Origin of the sequence: Streptomyces sp. NPDC059248, assembly GCF_042753905.1 — a bacterium.
In the GTDB taxonomy this organism is placed as follows: domain Bacteria; phylum Actinomycetota; class Actinomycetes; order Streptomycetales; family Streptomycetaceae; genus Streptomyces.
Genome location: NZ_JBHYZV010000043.1, coordinates 1 through 18063 on the forward strand (window position 1 = coordinate 1; position 18063 = coordinate 18063).

At 72.5% G+C, this 18063-nt stretch carries 16 protein-coding genes and 1 pseudogene; 11 read left to right on the forward strand and 6 right to left on the reverse strand.

Translation table 11 applies throughout. From position 1 onward, the window contains the following. From ACFXG1_RS19565 to ACFXG1_RS19575, 3 genes and pseudogenes are all read right to left on the reverse strand, one after another. Positions 1-1016: pseudogene (locus tag ACFXG1_RS19565) on the reverse strand (hypothetical protein); the annotation flags it as partial. A gap of 10 nt (positions 1017-1026) precedes the next feature. After that, entirely contained in the window at positions 1027-1281 is a 255-nt protein-coding gene (locus ACFXG1_RS19570; protein ID WP_384710941.1) for a MoaD/ThiS family protein, read from the reverse strand. 65 nt (positions 1282-1346) lie between these two features. Beyond that, entirely contained in the window at positions 1347-2264 is a 918-nt protein-coding gene (locus ACFXG1_RS19575; RefSeq protein WP_384710938.1) for an alpha/beta hydrolase, read from the reverse strand. 215 nt (positions 2265-2479) lie between these two features. On the opposite strand from ACFXG1_RS19575, the gene ACFXG1_RS19580 reads away from it, so the two are divergent. The 3 genes from ACFXG1_RS19580 (at position 2480) to ACFXG1_RS19590 (ending at position 5331) form a co-directional block, all read left to right on the forward strand. After that, positions 2480-3250, forward strand: coding sequence for a winged-helix domain-containing protein (locus ACFXG1_RS19580; protein WP_384710935.1), 771 nt, complete (start codon positions 2480-2482; stop codon positions 3248-3250). Between the two features lie 214 nt (positions 3251-3464). Beyond that, positions 3465-4487: a LacI family DNA-binding transcriptional regulator gene (locus ACFXG1_RS19585; protein WP_384710932.1), complete on the forward strand. Its 1023-nt coding sequence runs from the start codon at positions 3465-3467 to the stop codon at positions 4485-4487. Between the two features lie 250 nt (positions 4488-4737). Continuing rightward, positions 4738-5331 carry a hypothetical protein gene (locus tag ACFXG1_RS19590; protein ID WP_384710929.1) on the forward strand — a complete coding sequence of 198 codons (594 nt, stop codon included), beginning with the start codon at positions 4738-4740 and terminating at the stop codon, positions 5329-5331. On the opposite strand, the gene ACFXG1_RS19595 is transcribed toward ACFXG1_RS19590, so the two are convergent. Then, positions 5258-5689, reverse strand: a complete 432-nt coding sequence (locus ACFXG1_RS19595; protein WP_384710926.1) for an SgcJ/EcaC family oxidoreductase — start codon at positions 5687-5689, stop codon at positions 5258-5260. The genes ACFXG1_RS19590 and ACFXG1_RS19595 overlap by 74 nt on opposite strands. An 84-nt stretch (positions 5690-5773) precedes the next feature. Further along, positions 5774-6433 carry an NmrA-like protein gene (locus ACFXG1_RS19600; RefSeq protein WP_384710923.1) on the reverse strand — a complete coding sequence of 220 codons (660 nt, stop codon included), beginning with the start codon at positions 6431-6433 and terminating at the stop codon, positions 5774-5776. Positions 6434-6783: 350 nt separating this feature from the next. On the opposite strand from ACFXG1_RS19600, the gene ACFXG1_RS19605 reads away from it, so the two are divergent. The 5 genes from ACFXG1_RS19605 (at position 6784) to ACFXG1_RS19625 (ending at position 12108) form a co-directional block, all read left to right on the forward strand. After that, positions 6784-7812 (forward strand): AraC family transcriptional regulator, encoded by a 1029-nt coding sequence (locus ACFXG1_RS19605; protein WP_384710920.1) that lies wholly within the window; start codon positions 6784-6786, stop codon positions 7810-7812. A gap of 123 nt (positions 7813-7935) precedes the next feature. Continuing rightward, on the forward strand, positions 7936-8895 hold the full coding sequence (locus ACFXG1_RS19610; RefSeq protein ID WP_384710917.1) for a S1C family serine protease: 960 nt from the start codon (positions 7936-7938) through the stop codon (positions 8893-8895). Positions 8896-9016: 121 nt separating this feature from the next. Next, the gene (locus ACFXG1_RS19615) at positions 9017-9790 is read left to right on the forward strand and encodes a response regulator transcription factor (RefSeq protein ID WP_384710912.1); all 774 of its coding nucleotides are present in this window, start codon (positions 9017-9019) and stop codon (positions 9788-9790) included. 116 nt (positions 9791-9906) lie between these two features. After that, entirely contained in the window at positions 9907-11316 is a 1410-nt protein-coding gene (locus tag ACFXG1_RS19620; RefSeq protein ID WP_384743830.1) for a sensor histidine kinase, read from the forward strand. Between the two features lie 63 nt (positions 11317-11379). Further along, a complete protein-coding gene (locus tag ACFXG1_RS19625) occupies positions 11380-12108 on the forward strand; it encodes a hypothetical protein (RefSeq protein ID WP_384743795.1) in 729 nt (242 codons plus the stop codon). 70 nt (positions 12109-12178) lie between these two features. Here ACFXG1_RS19625 and ACFXG1_RS19630 read toward each other — a convergent pair whose 3' ends face one another. Then, the gene (locus ACFXG1_RS19630) at positions 12179-14056 is read right to left on the reverse strand and encodes a bifunctional metallophosphatase/5'-nucleotidase (protein ID WP_384743797.1); all 1878 of its coding nucleotides are present in this window, start codon (positions 14054-14056) and stop codon (positions 12179-12181) included. A 198-nt stretch (positions 14057-14254) separates the two neighbouring features. On the opposite strand from ACFXG1_RS19630, the gene ACFXG1_RS19635 reads away from it, so the two are divergent. The 3 genes from ACFXG1_RS19635 to ACFXG1_RS19645 are packed head-to-tail and all read left to right on the forward strand — an operon-like array spanning position 14255 to position 18041. Continuing rightward, on the forward strand, positions 14255-15535 hold the full coding sequence (locus ACFXG1_RS19635; RefSeq protein WP_384743799.1) for a serine hydrolase domain-containing protein: 1281 nt from the start codon (positions 14255-14257) through the stop codon (positions 15533-15535). Positions 15536-15540: 5 nt separating this feature from the next. Further along, positions 15541-16803: a serine hydrolase domain-containing protein gene (locus tag ACFXG1_RS19640; protein ID WP_384708774.1), complete on the forward strand. Its 1263-nt coding sequence runs from the start codon at positions 15541-15543 to the stop codon at positions 16801-16803. Next, on the forward strand, positions 16800-18041 hold the full coding sequence (locus ACFXG1_RS19645; protein WP_384708771.1) for a serine hydrolase domain-containing protein: 1242 nt from the start codon (positions 16800-16802) through the stop codon (positions 18039-18041). The genes ACFXG1_RS19640 and ACFXG1_RS19645 overlap by 4 nt, the downstream gene beginning before the upstream one ends. The last annotated feature ends 22 nt before the right edge of the window (positions 18042-18063 follow it).

The window sequence follows — 18063 nt, forward strand, 5'->3', positions numbered from 1 at the left end:
CCGGGCGGTGCCGCGGGCGGGAGGGGCCCGGCGGGCGCGTCGGGCGGCAGCCGGTGCGCCCCCCGTCCCGGCCGGCCGGCGGAGACGGGTCGCAGCAGCGCCGTCTGCTCGGCCGCCGGAGCCGCCGGAGCCGCGTAGGGCGCGGCGGTACGGGGCTGGTTCCCGGGCTGCTGGTACGGGGCCCGGCTCTCGGGCCCGCCGCCGGGCAGGCCGCCGGGCAGCGGGCCGGGCGGGTTCCCAGGGCCGTACGGCCCCGGACCGCCGCCACCGGTCACGGGCGGAAGGTAGGCCGTCTCCTCAGCCGCCGACACGGGAGCGGCGGGACCACCAAAGCCCGGAGCATTCCCCGGACCGCCCGGCACGGGCGGCAGGTAGGCCGTCTCCTCGGCTGCCGACACGGGCGCGGCGGGCGCGCCGAAGCCGCCGCCCGGGACCGGCGGCAGATACGCGGTCTCCTCCGCCGCCGACACCGGCGCGCCGAAGCCGGGTCCGTTCCCCGGGCCGCCCGGCACGGGCGGGAGATAGGCCGTCTCCTCAGCCGCCGACGACACCTGCGGCGGATAGCCGTACGACGGCGGCGACGCGGCGGGCGGTACGGGCGGCAGATAGGCCGTCTCCGCGGCATCGTGACCGGGATGGCCTGGGTGGCCGGGATGGCCGGAGACGGCACCGGGGCCGGGGCCGTATCCGCCGTATCCCGGGCCCGTGGGTCCGCCGCCCGGGACCGGCGGAAGGTACGCCGTCTCCTCGGCGGACGCGACGGCCGGACCAGGGGTCGGACCGGGGGACGGACCGGGGGACGGGGGCAGGCTCGGCTGGTACTGGGTGTCCCAGGTGTCGCCCTGCCAGGTCTGTGCGGCCTGCTGCGGCTGCGCCGGCTGCGGATAGCCGTACGACGGGGGCGGCGGTCCGCCGTGCCCGCCGTGCGGGTACGTGCCGGGGAGGCCCTCCTCCGGTTCGGGCCGCTCCTCGCGTCGCCGGTACGGGTCGTACGGATAGTGCTGATCGCTGCTCATGCTGTCCGGATCACCCTCCTGCGAACGGCGGCAGCACCTCGACCGTGCCGCCCTCCGCAAGCCGTACGGTCTCATGGTCACGTGTGCCGACGGGGTCGCCGTCGACGAGGAACGAGCAGCCCTTCAGTACCCGGGTCAGCTCACCGGGGTGGCGTTCGCGCACCGCGTCCAGCGCGCCGGCCAGCGTCCCGGCCGCGTACGGCTCCTCCGCGACCCCGGCCGCGGCCCTGGCCGCCGCCCAGTAGCGGATGGTCCCCGCGGGCATGTGGCGCTCCCCTCGTCCGTCCCGTTCCGTCCTGCGTCTCGTGTCCCGCGTTGCGCGGTCCTCCATCATGAGCCATCGGCGGGGGCCGCACGGTCGGCCAGCCAGACCCCGAGGCGCTCCAGCAGGGCGTCGGGCGCGGCGTTCTCGGCATGGCCCATGCCCGGCTCCAGCCACAGCTCGGACGGGCCGGCGGCGGCGAGCATCCGGGGGTGGTCGACGGGGAAGTACGGGTCGCGGTCGCCGTGCACGATCAGCAGCGGGGTGGGGGCGATCAGCGGGACCGCCTCGACCGGGGAGAGGGGGACGGGATCCCACTCCCGGTCGTGGATACGGGTCCGCAGTCCGTACCGGCCGAAGGACCGGCCGAGGGGGCGCGAGATCACCCAGTGCACGCGGCGCATAGGAGGCGTACCCCGATAGTGCCAGCGCGCGGGAGCACTCACGGCGGCCACCGCGTCCGTTCGTGCCTCCATGCGCCCCCCGCGCACGGCGGAGTAGAGGGCCGCGTGCCGGAGCACGACCGAGCCGCCCATCGAGAAGCCGGCGGTGGCGACCCGGGAGTGGCCCAGGGCGCGGGCCCACTCGACGGCGGCGGCGACATCGAGCACCTCCCGGTCGCCGACCGTGGACCGGCCGCCGGACCGGCCGTGCCCCCGGAAGGAGAAGGTCACAACGGCCGCGTGGGCGGCAAACGCGCTGGCCACCCGGCGGACGGCGGGCCGGTCGGCGGAGCCGGTGAAGCCGTGGGCGACGACGATCGCGGGCGTACGGGACGGTTCGCCGCCGGGCCCCTCCCCTCGCCCGATCGGCCCATCGCGCCGACCACCGCCCGGACCCTCACGCTCCGGATCCGGCCGGCGACGCGGTTGATAAATCGCCTCAATGCGGACACCATCGGAGGTTCGGAGCAGGGCGCGCCGGACCCCGGACGTGACGGGGCCGACATCCGACGGGTGAGATCGGCCCTCTGGCTCGGGACGCATGTGGGCTATTCTCCTGGGAATGAGGATCCGGGCGACGCAGCCCCCGGGTCCTTTTGCGTTTCCGGCCTGTTGTTACAGGCAGGTGAACCGGCGGGGCCGCCGGAGCAGCACGAACCACGTCCTCGCAGGGACCGAGGAGGAACCGACGACATGGGCGAGCGAACCGTGCACGACAGCTGTAAGAACGGGACGGACGAGGAAGCGGGTGAGCGGCGATGAGTTCCTTGCTGCTGCTCACGAACGCCCTCCAGCCGTCCGCGGAGGTCCTGCCCGCACTCGGGCTGCTGCTGCACAACGTGCGGGTGGCCCCGGCCGAGGGACCGGCGCTGGTGGACACCCCGGGCGCGGATGTGATCCTCGTCGACGGACGGCGCGATCTGCCGCAGGTGCGGTCGCTCTGCCAGCTTCTGCGCTCCACCGGTCTCGGCAGCCCGCTGATCCTGGTGGTCACCGAGGGCGGCCTGGCGGCGGTCACGGCGGACTGGGGGGTGGACGACGTCCTCCTCGACACGGCGGGTCCGGCGGAGGTCGAGGCCCGGCTGCGGCTGGCGACCGGCCGCCGTCAGATCGGGATCGACGACTCCCCCATGGAGATCCGCAACGGTGATCTGTCGGTGGACGAGGCGACGTACAGCGCGAAGCTCAAGGGACGGGTCCTCGATCTGACCTTCAAGGAGTTCGAGCTGCTGAAGTATCTGGCCCAGCACCCGGGCCGGGTCTTCACCCGGGCCCAGCTCCTCCAGGAGGTGTGGGGCTACGACTACTTCGGCGGTACGCGGACGGTCGACGTCCACGTACGGCGGCTGCGGGCCAAGCTGGGCCCGGAGCACGAGTCGCTGATCGGGACCGTACGGAACGTGGGATACCGGTTCGTCACCCCGGAGAAGTCGCCCGAGAAGGCGTCGGAGGGCGCGCCGAAGAAGCCGGAGCGCGCGCCGGGCCCGATGCCGTCGGCGACGGTGCGCGCGAGCGCGACGGCGGAGTAGCACCGGCGCCCGGGGGCGCGGAGGAGCTTATGAGCGCCCGTACGGCGATCCGGACGGCGCGCGGGCTCCTCCCCGCACCCCCGCCCGGTACCGGAGAGTAACCGCGGCGGCATTCGGAAGCCTCCCTTCCGCCTCCTTTCCCCACTTCTTCCACCCTGTGAGATAACGCGAACGACCTGCCTGGAAGGGGGTCACCACGCGTAGACTGCGGCGCGTGGCCAAGGTGACGCGGGACGACGTTGCGCGACTGGCGGGGACTTCGACCGCCGTCGTCAGCTACGTCATCAACAACGGACCCAGGCCGGTCGCACCGGCCACGCGCGAGCGGGTTCTCGCCGCGATCAAGGAGCTGGGGTACCGGCCCGACCGGGTCGCCCAGGCGATGGCCTCCCGTCGTACGGACCTCATAGGAATGGTGGTCCCCGACGCCCGGCAGCCGTTCTTCGCGGAGATGGCGCACGCGGTCGAACAGGCCGCGGCGGAGCGCGGGAAGATGGTCCTGGTCGGCAACTCGGACTACCGCCGCGAACGCGAGATCCACTATCTGCGGGCGTTCCTCGGGATGCGGGTCTCCGGTCTGATCCTGGTCAGCCAGGGGCTCACGGAGAGCGCGGCGGCGGAGATCGAGGCGTGGGAGGCGCGGGTCGTCCTGCTGCACGAGCGCCCCGAGGCGATCGACGACGTCGCGGTGGTCACCGACGACATCGGCGGCGCCCAGCTCGCCACCCGTCATCTGCTGGAGCACGGCTACCCCTATGTCGCCTGTCTCGGCGGCCCGGACACCACGCCGCCCGTCGGCGACCCGGTCACGGACCATGTCGAGGGCTGGCGCCGGGCGATGCTGGAGTCCGGCCGCGAGGTGGAGGGCCGGCTCTTCCAGGCCCCGTTCAACCGGTACGACGCCTACCAGGTCGCCCTGAAGCTGCTGTCGGGCCCCGACCGGCCGCCGGCGATCTTCTGCTCCACGGACGACCAGGCGATCGGGGTTCTGCGGGCCGCCCGCGAACTCCGTATCGACGTCCCCGGGGAGCTGGCGGTCGCCGGTTTCGACGACGTCAAGGAAGCCCATCTGACGGATCCGCCGCTGACGACGGTCTCGTCGGACCGCCCGGCGATGGCCCGGGCCGCCGTGGATCTGGTGCTCGACGACGGCCTGCGCGTGCCGGGGTCCCGGCGCGACCGGGTCCGCCAGTTCCCCTCCGGGTTGGTCATCCGCCGCTCCTGCGGCTGCGGCTGACCCCGGGCCCGTGCGGCCCGGGCCCAAGAGCCGGACCGTCCGGCGTCCACCGGTGTCCTTCGGCCCGCGGGCCGGTGGGTGGTTGCTCGCGCAGTTCCTCGCGCCCCTGAAAACCTTGACCTGCCCACACCTGCGAACGGCGGACCGGGGCCCTCGGCCTTGGAGACGATCGGGGGGTCCGCCGGGTGGGGGAGTCGGACCGTTCTGCGGGGCGACGGCGGGGGCCGGGGCGCTCGGGAGGATGAGCCGTATGACGCCTTCCGGACTTCCCACCGCGCCCCCGCCGCCCCGCTGGGCGGTCGTCGCCGCCCACGTCGTACCCCTGGCGGCCCTGCCGTCCGGGCTGTGGCGGATCGCCCTCGCCGTGGGGATCCCCGTGGGCTACTCGGACGCGGTCCTGCGGGAGGAGTTCCGGATCCCCGGCTGGGGAGTGGCGTACGTCATCGGTCTCTCCCTCGCCGCCGAGTGTCTGGCCCTGCTGACGACCGGCCTGGTCAGGCCCTGGGGCGCCCGGATCCCGCGCCCGGGAGGCGGCAGGGTCCGCCCCCGTACGATCCTGCTCGCGGCGGTCTCGGCGACCGCGCTGGTCACCGCGGTCTCCCTGGTGATCGTCGTCCAACTGGCCATCGGCACCAGGACGGACGGGCATCTGACGGGTACGGCCCTCACCGTGATGCTCGCCTGCTACGCGCCGCTGGTCCTCTGGAGCCCCCTGCTGGCGGCGGTGACCTGGTCCTACTACCGCCGCCACCGGCGACTGCCGGGAGCCGTCAGGCCGCCGAAGTCGTCACGGCCGTGTTCTGGCCTGCCACGATCTTCCAGCCGTCCGGGCGCTCGGCGATGACGTAGAGCGTCGATCCCCACGGGCCTTCGACGGGGTTGCCCGAGGCGTCGGTGGGGGTCTGGACCACATTGACGGCGACGACCCCGGGAGCGACCTCCAGCAGCTTGGTGATGTCGTACCGGGCGAAGGAGTCGGCGAGGAAGCCCTTCAGCGCCGGGGCGCTGAACTCGGTGATCGCCGCACGGCCGTCCAGCCGGGTGCCCATGGCGTTGGACCAGGACGCGTCCGTGGCGAACTGCTCGCCCAGCGCGATCGGATCCTTGGTGTTGAACGCCTCTTCCAGAGCCTTCACGACCGCGGACACCGCCTCCTGGATCCGCGGCGACAGCGCTCCCACGACGAGGACCTCGTTGCTCATGACCGTTCCCTTCGGTTCCGGATCGTCTCCGGGCGGTGATCGTCGCCGCCGGAAACCATTCGACAACCTCAAGAAAGGTTCAGGTCAAGGGGTCTGGGACGCCGTGTAGACGGAGAAGTCGCGCGGCTCCCGGCCCAGGGCCTCGCGGACACCGTCCGCGGGGGTCGCGCCGCCCTCCTCGCGGATATGGCGGTACAGGGCGATCAGGAACTCGACGCCCTCCGACGGCTCCCCGCCGCCGGCGGCGGTCGCCTCGGTCCGGAACTCGTCCTCCGTGACGGGGACGAAGCGCAGGGACCGGCCCGAGGCCGCGGCGAGTTCGGCGACGGCGTCGCCGAAGCTGAGGGACCGCGGCCCGGACAGGACGTACGTACGCCCTTCGTGGCCGTCCTCCGTGAGCGCGGCGGCGGCCACCTCCGCGAGGTCGTCGAGGTCGACGAAGGCCTCCCGCCCTTCGCCCGTGGGCAGCCGCAGTTCGCCGTCCCGCAGCGGCGCCACGAAGAAGTCCAGCTCGGTGAAGTTCTGCGAGAACCAGGTGGGCCGCAGGATCGTCCAGCCGAGCCCGGTCGCCGCGCCCACCTCCCGTACCGCGTCCTCGGTGGCGAGACCGCCGGGGACGTCCAGTTCGCCCCAGACCCGGGCCGACAGCAGGACCAGTCGCCGTACGCCGCCGCGGGCCGCCAGCTCGGCGAAGTCGCGGACCTCCGCGGGGGCTTCGGGGCCCTGCGAGTCCACGACGTACACCGCTTCGGCGCCGTCCAGACCCGGCTCCCACGTCGAGCGGTCGGACCAGTCGAAGCGGACGTGCCGGGACGGTCGGGGGAGGCCGAACGGGACGCGACGGCGACGGTACGGCCGCCCCGGCGGAGCACGTCGGCGACCCGCCTGCCGGTCTTGCCGGTACCGCCGAGGACGAGGACCGTGCCCGTGCCTTCGATGCCTTCAGGGGACTCGGGGGTGTCATGTGATGTCGTCATACGGGAAGTACACCGCCCCGTGACGGCACGCGCGATGGCTGATCATCTCGTTCCGATGTCAGATCGTCTCGTTTCCGGCCGCGCCGAGACGACGCGACAGCCGTACCATCGACGGCCATGGATGACGCGCTGTCGAGCCTGCTGAACGGTGTACGCCCCCAGGGCGCCGTCTTCGACCAGTCCGTGTTCAACCCGCCGTGGTCGCTGCGCTTCGTCGAGCGCGCCCCGGTCACCCTGCTCACCATGCTCAGCGGTGACGCGTGGATCGTCCCCGACGACGGCGAGCCCGTCCCCCTGCGCCACGGCGACCTGGCGATCGTGGTGGGCCCCGAGCCGTACACCGTCGCCGACTCCCCCGATACGGCCCCGCTGGCACTGATCGGCGACGCACGGCGGTGGACGAGCCCGGAGGGTGTGCCGATCCACGACGAGCTGCCGATGTGCGGACCGCGCCGGGACGACGGGCCGCCCGCCGAAGGGCCGTGGACGGTCCTGCTGAAGGGCGCCTACCACGTCGGCGGCAGCGTCTCGCGGCGCGTGCTGGACGCGCTGCCGCGGATCGCCCGGGTGCCCGCGGCGGCGGCCACCTGTCCCGCCCTGGACATGATCGAGCACGAGATCGGGCGGGACGTCCCTGGCCAGCAGGCCGTACTCGACCGGCTGCTGGAACTGCTCCTCGTCGCGACGCTGCGCGAGTGGTTCGACCTTCCCGGCGGGCATGCCCCGGCCTGGTACAGCGCGCACGGCGATCCCGTCGTGGGGCGGGCGCTCAAGCTCATCCACGGCGATCCGGCCCGGCCGTGGACCGTGGCGTCGCTGGCGGCGGAGGCCGGCGCGTCCCGGGCCAGGTTCGCCCGGCGGTTCACCGATCTCGTCGGACAGCCGCCGATGGCGTATCTGACCGACTGGCGGATCTGCTGGGCGGCCGATCTGCTGGCCACGACCGACGCGACGGTGGACGCGGTGTCCCATCAGGTCGGCTACGCCAACGCGTACGCGCTGAGCGTCGCCTTCAAACGGACGATGGGGGTCCGTCCGACCGAGCACCGGGCACTGGCCCGCGCGGCGGAACAAGCGGAACAAGCGGGAGAAGCGGAACAAGCGCATCAAGCGGGACAAGGGGCCCCGGTCGGCGCCACGGTCTGACGGCAGCGGCTACTGGGCCGGGGCGGCGGCGGGCGGCGGTTTTATACCGGGCCTACGGAACTCTGCCCCCGTTCTCACCGCGCCCTCAGATCCTTCTCAGACTCGGTGGGCACAGTCGATGCCATGACCGACCACTACCGCAGCGACGTTCCCCCGGCCGCCTGGCCCCCGCCGCCGTCCGGGCCCCCCGCGCCCCCCGAGCCCCCTCGGTCGCACCAGCGGCCCCGGGCCCGGCGGCCCGTCGCGCTCATGGTGGCCGTGGCCATCGGCGCGGCGGCCGTCGGCGGCGGCGCGGCGACGCTCCTGGACCGGGCGACCGACGACCGGGCCGCGGGCGGGCGGGGCGGCGGGGTCGCCGGGACCGGGATCTCCTCCGTGTCCGCCGGAAGCGTCTCCGGGGTCGCCGAGGCCGTGAAGCCCAGCATCGTGGAGATCACCGCGAACGGCGGCGGCGGACGGTCGACCGGCTCGGGCGTGATCGTCACGGCCGACGGGGAGATCGTCACCAACAACCACGTACTCGGCGGCGCCGACACCGTCAGGGTCAGGCTCGACGACGGGAAGACGTACACCGCCGATGTCGTCGGCACCGCGCCCGACAAGGACCTCGCGCTGCTGAAGGCGCGCGGCGCGAGCGGCCTCAAGGCGGCCCAGCTGGGCGAGTCCGACGCGGTACGGGTCGGGGACCAGGTCGTCGCCATCGGCTCGCCCTCGGGGCTGACCGGCACGGTGACCAGCGGTATCGTCTCGGCGCTCGACCGGGACGTGACCGTCGCCAAGGAGTCCGAGCAGCCCCGGCAGCCGGACCGCGGCTGGCCCTTCGAGTTCGGCGGGCAGCAGTTCAACGGCGACACCGGCGACTCCACGACCACGTACAAGGCGCTCCAGACGGACGCGTCCCTGAACCCCGGCAACTCCGGTGGCGCGCTCATCGACATGAGCGGGCGGATCATCGGCATCAACTCCGCGATGTACGCGCCGAGCGGCGCGAACGGGTCGGCCGCCGGCAGCGTCGGGCTCGGGTTCGCGATCCCCGTCGACACGGTGAAGAGCACCCTCACCGAGCTGCGCGCCGGTGCCTGAGGGGCCGCCCCCGACAACGGCGGCGCCCGGAAGTACGGCGGCGGACGCGACAACGGCGGCCCCCGGGGGCGCTGGCGTGCCCGGAGCCGGGTGGTACGGCGCCGCGTGCGAGGCTGACGGCATGACCGAGAGCCGCGACCGCGACCGCGCCACCGACGCCGACCCCGCCACTGCCACCGACCGCGTGCTGATCGTCGACGACGAGCCCGCCGTACGCGAGGCCCTCCGGCGGAGCCTCGCCTTCGAGGGCTACGGGACCGAGGTCGCCGCGGACGGCCTCGACGCGCTCGCGAAGACGGAGGCGTACCGGCCGGATCTCATCGTGCTCGACATCCAGATGCCCCGGATGGACGGGCTGACCGCGGCCCGCCGGATCCGCGCGGGCGGCTCGACCGTGCCCATTCTGATGCTCACCGCCCGGGACACCGTGGGCGACCGGGTCACCGGGCTCGACGCGGGCGCCGACGACTATCTGGTGAAGCCGTTCGAGCTGGACGAGCTGTTCGCCCGGATCCGCGCCCTGCTGCGCCGCAGCGGTTACGCCGCGCCGCCGCCCGCCGCCGACGCGCCCGGGGAGCCGGGTGACGTCCTCCGGTTCGGCGATCTGACGATGAACCCCGCCACCCGCGAGGTGCTCCGCGCGGACCGCCCGGTGGAACTGACGCGTACCGAGTTCACCCTGCTGGAGCTGCTGCTGACGCATCCGCGCCAGGTACTGACCCGGGAGCAGATCCTCAAGTCGGTCTGGGGCTTCGACTTCGAGCCCAGCTCCAACTCCCTCGACGTGTATGTGATGTATCTGCGGCGCAAGACGGAGGCGGGCGGCGAGCCCCGGATCGTGCACACCGTGCGCGGGGTGGGATACGTCCTGCGGTCCGCCGGGGGCGAGGGGTGACCGGCCCCGTCGTCCCCTCCAGGCCGACCGCGCCACCCGCCACACCCCCCGGCGGCAACGGCGGCAACCGCGGCAACGGCCGCGAAGGCCGCGAAGGCCGCGACGGCACCGGCGGCCTGGTCCACCGCTTCCGCCGGCTCCCCCTGCGCTCCCGGCTCGCGCTCCTCGTCGCCGTCGCCGTCGCGGTCGCCGTCGCGGCCGTCGCCGTCGTCTCCTGGGTGCTGACCCGCGCCCAGCTCAACGCCGAGCTCGACCGGTCCCTCGAGAACACCAGGGCCCCCCAGAAACTCGTGGTCGAGGCCCTCAAGACCTGTGCGCTCACCGACGAGCCCGCCCCCGTCGACAAGGACCAGGAGTCCTTCGCATACACCCAGATCGTCGCCCCGGACGGCTCCCGCTGCGTCACCGACTACAGCCAGCCGGTGAAGGTCACCAAGCTGGACATCGGGGTCGCCGACGGGCGGCTGGAGAGCGCGCTGCACAGCGGGGTCACGGACAGCGGCCAGAAGGTACGGACGCACACCACCGCGATGAAGCTGCCCACCGGCGACTTCGCGGTCTCCGTCTCTCGCCCCCTCGACGAGATCGACGCGTCCCTGAACCGGCTGGCACTGCTGCTCACCGGGCTCGCGGGCCTCGGGGTGCTGGGCGCGGGCGCGGCCGGGCTCTGGGTCGCGCGGGCCGGGCTCCAGCCCGTGGACCGGCTGACGGCCGCGGTCGAGCATGTGGCCCGTACCGAGGATCTGACGGTACGCATCCCCGCCGACGGCGACGACGAGATCGCCCGGCTCTCCCGCTCCTTCAACGCGATGACCGAGGCCCTCGCCTCCTCCCGGGACCGGCAGGCGCGGCTGATCGCCGACGCGGGGCACGAGCTGCGCACCCCGCTCACATCGCTGCGGACCAATATCGATCTGCTGGCGCGGAGCGACCGGACCGGGCGGGCGATCCCGCCCGAGGACCGCCGGGCGCTGATCGCCAGCGTGCAGGCGCAGATGACGGAGCTGGCCGCGCTCATCGGCGACCTCCAGGAGCTGTCGCGTCCCGATGTGTCGCACGGCGACGACGGGCCGCTCCGGGTCGTCGCCCTCCACGAGATCGCCGCCACCGCCCTGGACCGGGCCCGGCTGCGCGGCCCCGAACTCGCCTTCACCGCCGACCTCTCGCCCTGGTACGTCCGGGCGGATCCGGCGGCCCTGGAGCGCGCCCTGGTCAATGTCATGGACAACGCGGTGAAGTTCTCGCCGCCGGGCGCCGGGGTCGAGGTCGGGCTGCGGAACGGGACACTGACCGTACGCGACCACGGCCCGGGTATCCCGGCGGACGAACTGCCGTACGTCTTCGAACGTTTCTGGCGCTCCCCGTCGGCGCGGGCGCTGCCCGGCTCCGGGCTCGGTCTGTCGATCGTGGCCCGTACGGTCACGGCCGCGGGCGGCGACATCCGGCTGGAGCCCGCGTCCGGCGGCGGCACGATCGCGGTCGTCCGCCTCCCGGGCGCCGCTGAGCCGCCGCCGCCGACGCCGTGACCCGATCCCCCGGGTCGGGCACAATCACGGGCACCCGCCGACCCGGGAGGAGAGGTACCGAACATGGCCATGTCCAGGACCGTGGCCCATGCCGACCTGAGTGTGAAGATCCTGGTCCACCAGGTGCGGCTGGGCGCCGAGCGGTACCGGGTGATCAGCCCCGCCGCGCCACTGCGCAACGGCGCGCTGTACCGGTCCCCGTTCACCTACGACCTCCGTCTCGACCGGGAGACCGGCCGCCGGATCGGCGCCCTGTGGCTGCTCGCCGCACGGTCCCCGCGGTCCCTGGTCCATCTGCCGTTGCGCGCCGCGGCGGCGGCATCGGGGTTCGGGAACGAGTACGGGGACGGGGAGCCGCTGGATCTCGTCCTCGCGCACCGGGCCGTACAGTTCCGGCCGTCGCGGTGGAAGGAGATCAGGGCGCGGAAGGCCGCCGGGAACGCCCCGCGCGAGCGGCGCACCGCCCGGCTCCCGCTCGGTGATCTGCCCTCCGGGACCCCGGAGGTCGCCTACGGGGTGCCGTCGCCCACGGCCCGGCACACCCCGCCCCATCAGCGGCTGCACGCCGGGACGCTCTTCCTGACGGGCACCACGGCGGGGTTCAGGCAGGCCGCAGCGCAGCTCTTCGCCGTCGCGGGCGACGGCCCTTCGGCGGCCGTGACCGGCGGCGCGTACGACTACCCGGGGTGTTGCGGGCACCATCTGTGCCGGGGGCTCTACTACTGGCCGGAGCTGGCGGGGCGCCCCGACCACCAGGACATCCATGTGGTGTACACCCCGCCGGAGAAGTGATGGAGGGGCGGCGTGCGTACGGCCCCGGGCGAGTGCCCGGGGCCGTACGTTCACAGATGTCGCCGATGTGTCACCGTACGACGGTGATCCGTCCCGTCGCCGGGGGCGCCAGCGGCGCCGACGGGCTGGAGTTGGCCGCCAGATAGCCGATGAAGACATCCAGGTCGGACGCGCCGACCAGCTTGTTGGTGTGCTCCTTGAAGACCGCGAAGCCGTCGCCGCCGCCGGTCAGGAACTCGTTGATCGCGACCCGGTAGGTCTTCGCCGGGTCGATCGGCTCGCCGTTCAGCCGGACCGAGTCGGTGACGATACGGTCCGCGCCCGCCTTCGTCAGATCGAGGGTGTAGGTGAAGCCCTTCGACACCTGGAGGATCTTCGGGGCGGCCTGGTTGGAGCCGCTGACCTGCTGGCGGAGGGCCGTCAGCAGCTGGGCGCCGGTCAGGTCGACCACGTTCATCATGTTGGTGAACGGCTGGACGGTGAACGCCTCGCCGTAGGTCACCACCCCGTTGCCCTCGGCACCGGACGCCTGGTGGACCAGGGGTGCGCGAATGCCGCCGGGGTTCATCAGGGCGAGCTGGGCGCCGCCCTTGTCGGCCGGGGAGAGGGCCGCGAGCTGGGCGTCCGCGATCAGATTGCCCAGGGGGCGCTCTTCGGCGTTCATCGGGTTGTCGATGTCCGCCGCGATATGCGCGACCGGCCGGTTGGCGATCGGGGCGGCCAGCGCGTTCCAGCGGTCGATGAGGCGGGTCATGTCCGGGGCCTTGGGCACGTCCCGGGTGACGACGTGGTTGGTGGCGCCGACCGAGGTACGGACGATGTCCTTGGTCCGCCGGTCGTAGGTGAGGGTCGTCTCGGTGTAGAGCCGCCCCGCGGACGCCGCCGACGTCACCGTGCGGGGCTTGCCCGCCGGGTCCGGGATGGTGCAGGCGTACGCCTGGTGGGTGTGCCCGGTGACCAGCGCGTCGACCTGCGGGCTGACCTTCTTCGCGATGTCGGCGATCGGTCCGGAGATGCCGTCGCCCGCGCCGGGGCTGTCGCAGTTGTAGTTGTACGAGGAGGAGGCCGGGAAGCCGCCCTCGTGCAGCAGGGCGACGATCGACTTGACGCCCTTGCGCTCCAGCACCTTGGCGTACTTGTTGATGGCCTCGATCTCGTCGCCGAACTTCAGGCCCTTGATGCCCTCGGCGTTGACGATGTCGGGGGTGCCTTCGAGGGTGACCCCGATGAAGCCGATCTTCACACCCTTGTGTTCCCAGATGTAGTACGGGTCCAGCAACGGCCGGCCCGACTTCTCATGGGTCACGTTGGAGGTCAGATAGGGGAAGTCGGCGCCCTCGAACTTCTTGCCGGGCTGGAAGCAGCCGGCCGTGGGGTGGCAGCCGCCGTTCTGGATCCGGGCCAGCTCCTTGGCGCCCTCGTCGAACTCGTGGTTGCCGACGGAGGAGACGTCGAGGTCCAGCTCGTTGAGCGCCTCGATGGTGGGCTCGTCGTGGAAGAGCCCGGAGAGCATCGGGGTGGCACCGATCAGGTCACCGGCCGCGGCGGTGACCGAGTACTTCTCCCCCTTGCGGGCCTCCCGCAGATGGGTGGCCAGATACTCCACACCGCCCGCGTCGATGGTGCGGGTGGTGCCGTCGGGGTTGGTGTGGGTCACCCGGCCGCCGGAGCCCGAGGGGGGCTGGAGGTTGCCGTGGATGTCGTTGAACGACAGCAACTGGACGTCGACCGTACGGCTGTGGCCGTGGCCCTTGCCGCCCTTTCCGTCCTTCTCGTCCCGGTCCCGCTCATGGGCGCCCGCCGTGCCCGCGGGCATCGCGGCGAGCAGCGCGCCCACGGTGGCGAGTCCGGCGACGGTGCCCAGGATCCGGCGGCTTCGGCGGCCGCTGCGGTCCCGGTTCGGTCTGGCGGGGCTCTGGCGGCCCGGCTCCTGTGGAGTGGCTGACATCTTTCCCTCGGATTCCCCTCGAACGGCGCGACAAGGCGGCTGGGCCGCCCCGGCAGCCTAGGGTCAACGCGCGTAGCTAACCAGAGGTCGACGGGTCACAACTCGGCCATCGTGATCCGCCTATCAACCATCACCGCCCCTTGTGTGGTCATTTCCCCCGATGACCAGTCGGCTGCAACACCAACAGGGAGTGCGCGGATGACGGCGACGAAGAGGGCGACGGATACGGCGACCAGGACGACGACCGGACGGCGCCGCCGGGCGGTACGGACGGGAACGGCGGCACTGATCGCGGGGGCGGTGGCGTCGGGGGCGCTGGCCGCCGCCCCGGCACAGGCGAGCGACCGGGACCGCGACGCGCGGGGCGGCGGCCACGCGGTCACCCAGCGGGCGGTCGAGGCCATGGTGGCCGGCGGGGTGCCCGGGGTGACCGTCACCGCTTCGGACGCCGACGGGGTGTGGAAGAGCGCGGCCGGCACGGGCGATCTGCGAACCGGGAAGAAGCGGGGCGCGAACGACCGCTTCCGGGTCGCCTCCATCACCAAGACGTTCGTGGCGACCGTGCTCCTCCAGCTGGAGGACGAGGGGAAGCTCAGCCTGGACGACACGGTGGAGAAGTGGCTGCCGGGTGTCGTCCGGGGCAACGGCCACGACGGCCGGAAGATCACCGTCCGCCAGCTCCTCAACCACACCAGCGGTATCTACAACTACACCGACGACCCGGCGTTCGCGCGGAAGTATCTGCACGAGGGCTTTCTGAAGCACCGCTATGACACGGTGCCCCCGGCGTACCACATCAAGGTCGCCATGGCGCATCCGCCGAACTTCGAGCCGGGCAAGTCGTTCCGCTACTCGAACACGGGTTACGTCCTCGCGGGCCTGATCATCGAGAAGGCGAGCGGTACGTCGTACGAGCAGCAGGTTCGCGAGCGGATCATCAATCCGCTGAAGCTGCGCGCCACACACAACCCGGGCAACACACACCACATGCCCCAGCCGAGCAGCCGGGCCTACTCCAAACTGACGCCGGACCCGACCGCGACGAAGGTCCACGACGTCACGGTGATGAACGGCTCCCAGGGCTGGGCGGACGGCGACATCATCTCCAGCGCCGCCGACCTCAACCGCTTCTACAAGGCGCTGATACGGGGCGAATTGCTGTCGCCGAAGCAGCTCACGGCAATGAAGACAACGGGCCCGGAGGGGTACGGGCTCGGGCTCTTCAAAACCGAGACGACATGCGGGACCACCCTCTGGGGCCATAGCGGCGGGGCAGCGGGCAGCCTCTCCGACGCGCTGACCACGGAGGACGGCAGCCGCCAGCTCGCGTTCAACGCCAACGGGGACTACGACGTGACGCCGGCGTCCTTCCAGCGGGTGGTGGAAGCCGAGTTCTGCGGCACCGAGCCGGGTACTCCCCCCAAGGCCACCACCGATGCCGGGGCCGACGCCCACGTCCTGCGTACCGGCCGGGGCTGAGCCCGATGACGACGACCACGGCCCGTGCCCCCGCCATCAGGTGGGGTACGGCGGTCGTCGCCCTGGTCACCGGGGCGGTGGCGGCGACGGGTCCGGCCGCCGCCGCCCAGGACCGGGACGGGGCGCGGGACCGGGACCGGCCGACCCTGCGGGCGGTCGAGCTGCTGGTGGCGGAGGGTGCGCCCGGGGTGACCGTACACGCGACCGACACGAACGGCGTGTGGAAGACCGCGATCGGCGTCGGCGATCTGAGGACCGGCAAGAAGCGGGGCGAGAACGACCGCTTCCGGGCCGCGTCCGTCACCAAGACGTTCGTGGCGACCGTGCTGCTCCAGATGGAGGCCGAAGGAAAACTCGACCTCGACGACACCGTGGAGCGATGGCTCCCGGATCTCGTACGCGGACATGGCCACGACGGCCGGAAGATCACCATCCGCCGGCTCCTCAACCACACCGCCGGTATCTACGACTACACCGACGACCCCGGTTTCCGGCGGACGTATGTCCACGAGGGCTTCCAGAAGCACCGTTACGACACCCTCCGCCCCACTGAAATCGTCCGGATCGCCATGGCGCATCCGCCGAACTTCGAGCCGGGCACCGCGTTCCGCTACTCCAACACCGGCTATGTCCTGGCCGGCATGATCATCGATCGGGTGAGCGGTACTTCGTACGAGGACGAGGTACGCGACCGGATCATCGAGCCACTGGGTCTGCGGGGCACCACCGCTCCCGGCGACCGCGTCCGGCTGCCGAAACCGAGCGGCAGGGCGTACTCCAAACTCTCGCCGCACCCGAACGCCACGGAGATCCACGACGTCACGGAGCTGAATCCGTCCCAGGGCCGGGCAATGGGGGACATCGTCTCCACGGCGGCCGATCTCGACCGGTTCATGGGCGCGCTGATGCGGGGCGAACTGCTGCCGCCGGAGCAGCTCGCGGCGATGCGGACGACCACACCCGGGGGTTACGGGCTCGGCATCCAGCGGGTCCCGACGCGCTGCGGGGCCGCCGTGTGGGGCCATGGCGGCATCGGCCCCGGCACCCTCTCGTACGCGATGACCACAGAGGACGGCCGCCACCGGGTGGCGCTGAACCTCAACGGTGACTGGTCCCTGACGCGGCAGACCTTCGGGCGGGTCGCCGACGCCGAGTTCTGCGGCATCGACCCGGGGGCGCCTTCGAAGGCCACCGCGAAGGACGCGGAGCCCGACGCCCTCCCCTCCTTGCCCACCCTCCCCTCACCGAACGGAACGGATCCACGATGACGACGACCTCCCGCCGCAGACGCCGCCGTACGGCCACGATCGCCCTGGTCAGCGGCGCGCTGGCGGCCACCGCCTTCACCTCGCCGGCCCGGGCTGTGAACGACGACCACACGGCGACCAAGGCGGCACTCGACCTGGTGGTCGCGGGCGGACTGCCCGGCATCACCGCCACCGCGACCGACGCCGACGGCGTCTGGAAGGCGGCGGCGGGCCTGGGCGATCTCAAGACCGGCAAGAAGCGGGGCGAGAACGACCGCTTCCGGATCGCCTCCATCACCAAGACGTTCGTGGCGACCGTGCTCCTCCAGATGGAGGCCGAGGGCAAGCTCGACCTCGATGACACCGTGGAGAAGTGGCTCCCGGGCGTGGTCCGGGGCAACGGACACGACGGCCGGAACATCACCGTCCGCCAGCTCCTCAACCACACCAGCGGGATCTTCGACTACCTGGGCGACGCGACGTACTACGACAAGTACATGTCCGAGGCCGGTTTCCTCAAGCACCGCTACGACTACCGCAGTCCGATGACGGCCGTACGGTACGCGATGCGCAACGCCCCGACCGACAAGCCGGGCGACCGGCACCGGTACTCCAACACCAACTACGTCCTCGCGGGCCTGATCATCGAGAAGGCGGGCGGGAGGACGTACGAGAAGGAGCTGCGGGACCGGATCTTCAAGCCGCTGAAGCTGCGGGCCACCAGCAGCCCCGGCGACAGCAGTCTGATGCCGAAGCCGAGTAGCAAGGCGTACTCGAAGCTCTCCCCGGGACCGACCGCGAAGACCATCGACGCCACCCTCCAGAACGCCTCCCAGTCCTGGGGCGACGGCGAGATGATCTCCGACGGCGCCGACCTCAACCGCTTCTACAGCGCCCTGCTCCAGGGCAAGCTGCTGCCGCCGAAGCAGCTCAAGGCGATGAAGACGTTCGCCCCCGACCCCGACAACGCCCCGGGTACCGGCTACGGCCTGGGCCTGGCGGCCTTCGGGACGAGCTGTGGAAAGACCGTGTGGGGCCACAGCGGCGGCTGGATCGGGTCGCTGTCGTTGGCGGTCACCACCGAGGACGGCCGCCACTCCCTCGCGTACAACGCCAACGGCGACTGGCGGGGCGACGAGCTGTACGCGCCGGTGGAGGCCGAGTTCTGCGGCACCACCGCGAAGACGGCCCTCAAGACGGCCCCGGCCGGGACGGGAGCGCTCGCGAAACTGACACCGTCGCGGGCGACGACCCCGTAGCGCCGGGTCCCGCACGGCCCGC

Excerpts from the sequence above, each read along its gene's own strand:
- ACFXG1_RS19570 (WP_384710941.1), bottom strand. The coding sequence starts at position 1,281 with ATGCCCGCGGGGACCATCCGCTACTGGGCGGCGGCCAGGGCCGCGGCC.
- ACFXG1_RS19610 (WP_384710917.1), top strand. The coding sequence starts at position 7,936 with ATGACCGACCACTACCGCAGCGACGTTCCCCCGGCCGCCTGGCCCCCG.
- ACFXG1_RS19590 (WP_384710929.1), top strand. The coding sequence starts at position 4,738 with ATGACGCCTTCCGGACTTCCCACCGCGCCCCCGCCGCCCCGCTGGGCG.
- ACFXG1_RS19630 (WP_384743797.1), bottom strand. The coding sequence starts at position 14,056 with ATGTCAGCCACTCCACAGGAGCCGGGCCGCCAGAGCCCCGCCAGACCG.
- ACFXG1_RS19645 (WP_384708771.1), top strand. The coding sequence starts at position 16,800 with ATGACGACGACCTCCCGCCGCAGACGCCGCCGTACGGCCACGATCGCC.
- ACFXG1_RS19635 (WP_384743799.1), top strand. The coding sequence starts at position 14,255 with ATGACGGCGACGAAGAGGGCGACGGATACGGCGACCAGGACGACGACC.
- ACFXG1_RS19625 (WP_384743795.1), top strand. The coding sequence starts at position 11,380 with ATGGCCATGTCCAGGACCGTGGCCCATGCCGACCTGAGTGTGAAGATC.
- ACFXG1_RS19605 (WP_384710920.1), top strand. The coding sequence starts at position 6,784 with ATGGATGACGCGCTGTCGAGCCTGCTGAACGGTGTACGCCCCCAGGGC.
- ACFXG1_RS19575 (WP_384710938.1), bottom strand. The coding sequence starts at position 2,264 with ATGCGTCCCGAGCCAGAGGGCCGATCTCACCCGTCGGATGTCGGCCCC.
- ACFXG1_RS19640 (WP_384708774.1), top strand. The coding sequence starts at position 15,541 with ATGACGACGACCACGGCCCGTGCCCCCGCCATCAGGTGGGGTACGGCG.
- ACFXG1_RS19580 (WP_384710935.1), top strand. The coding sequence starts at position 2,480 with ATGAGTTCCTTGCTGCTGCTCACGAACGCCCTCCAGCCGTCCGCGGAG.
- ACFXG1_RS19615 (WP_384710912.1), top strand. The coding sequence starts at position 9,017 with ATGACCGAGAGCCGCGACCGCGACCGCGCCACCGACGCCGACCCCGCC.
- ACFXG1_RS19595 (WP_384710926.1), bottom strand. The coding sequence starts at position 5,689 with ATGAGCAACGAGGTCCTCGTCGTGGGAGCGCTGTCGCCGCGGATCCAG.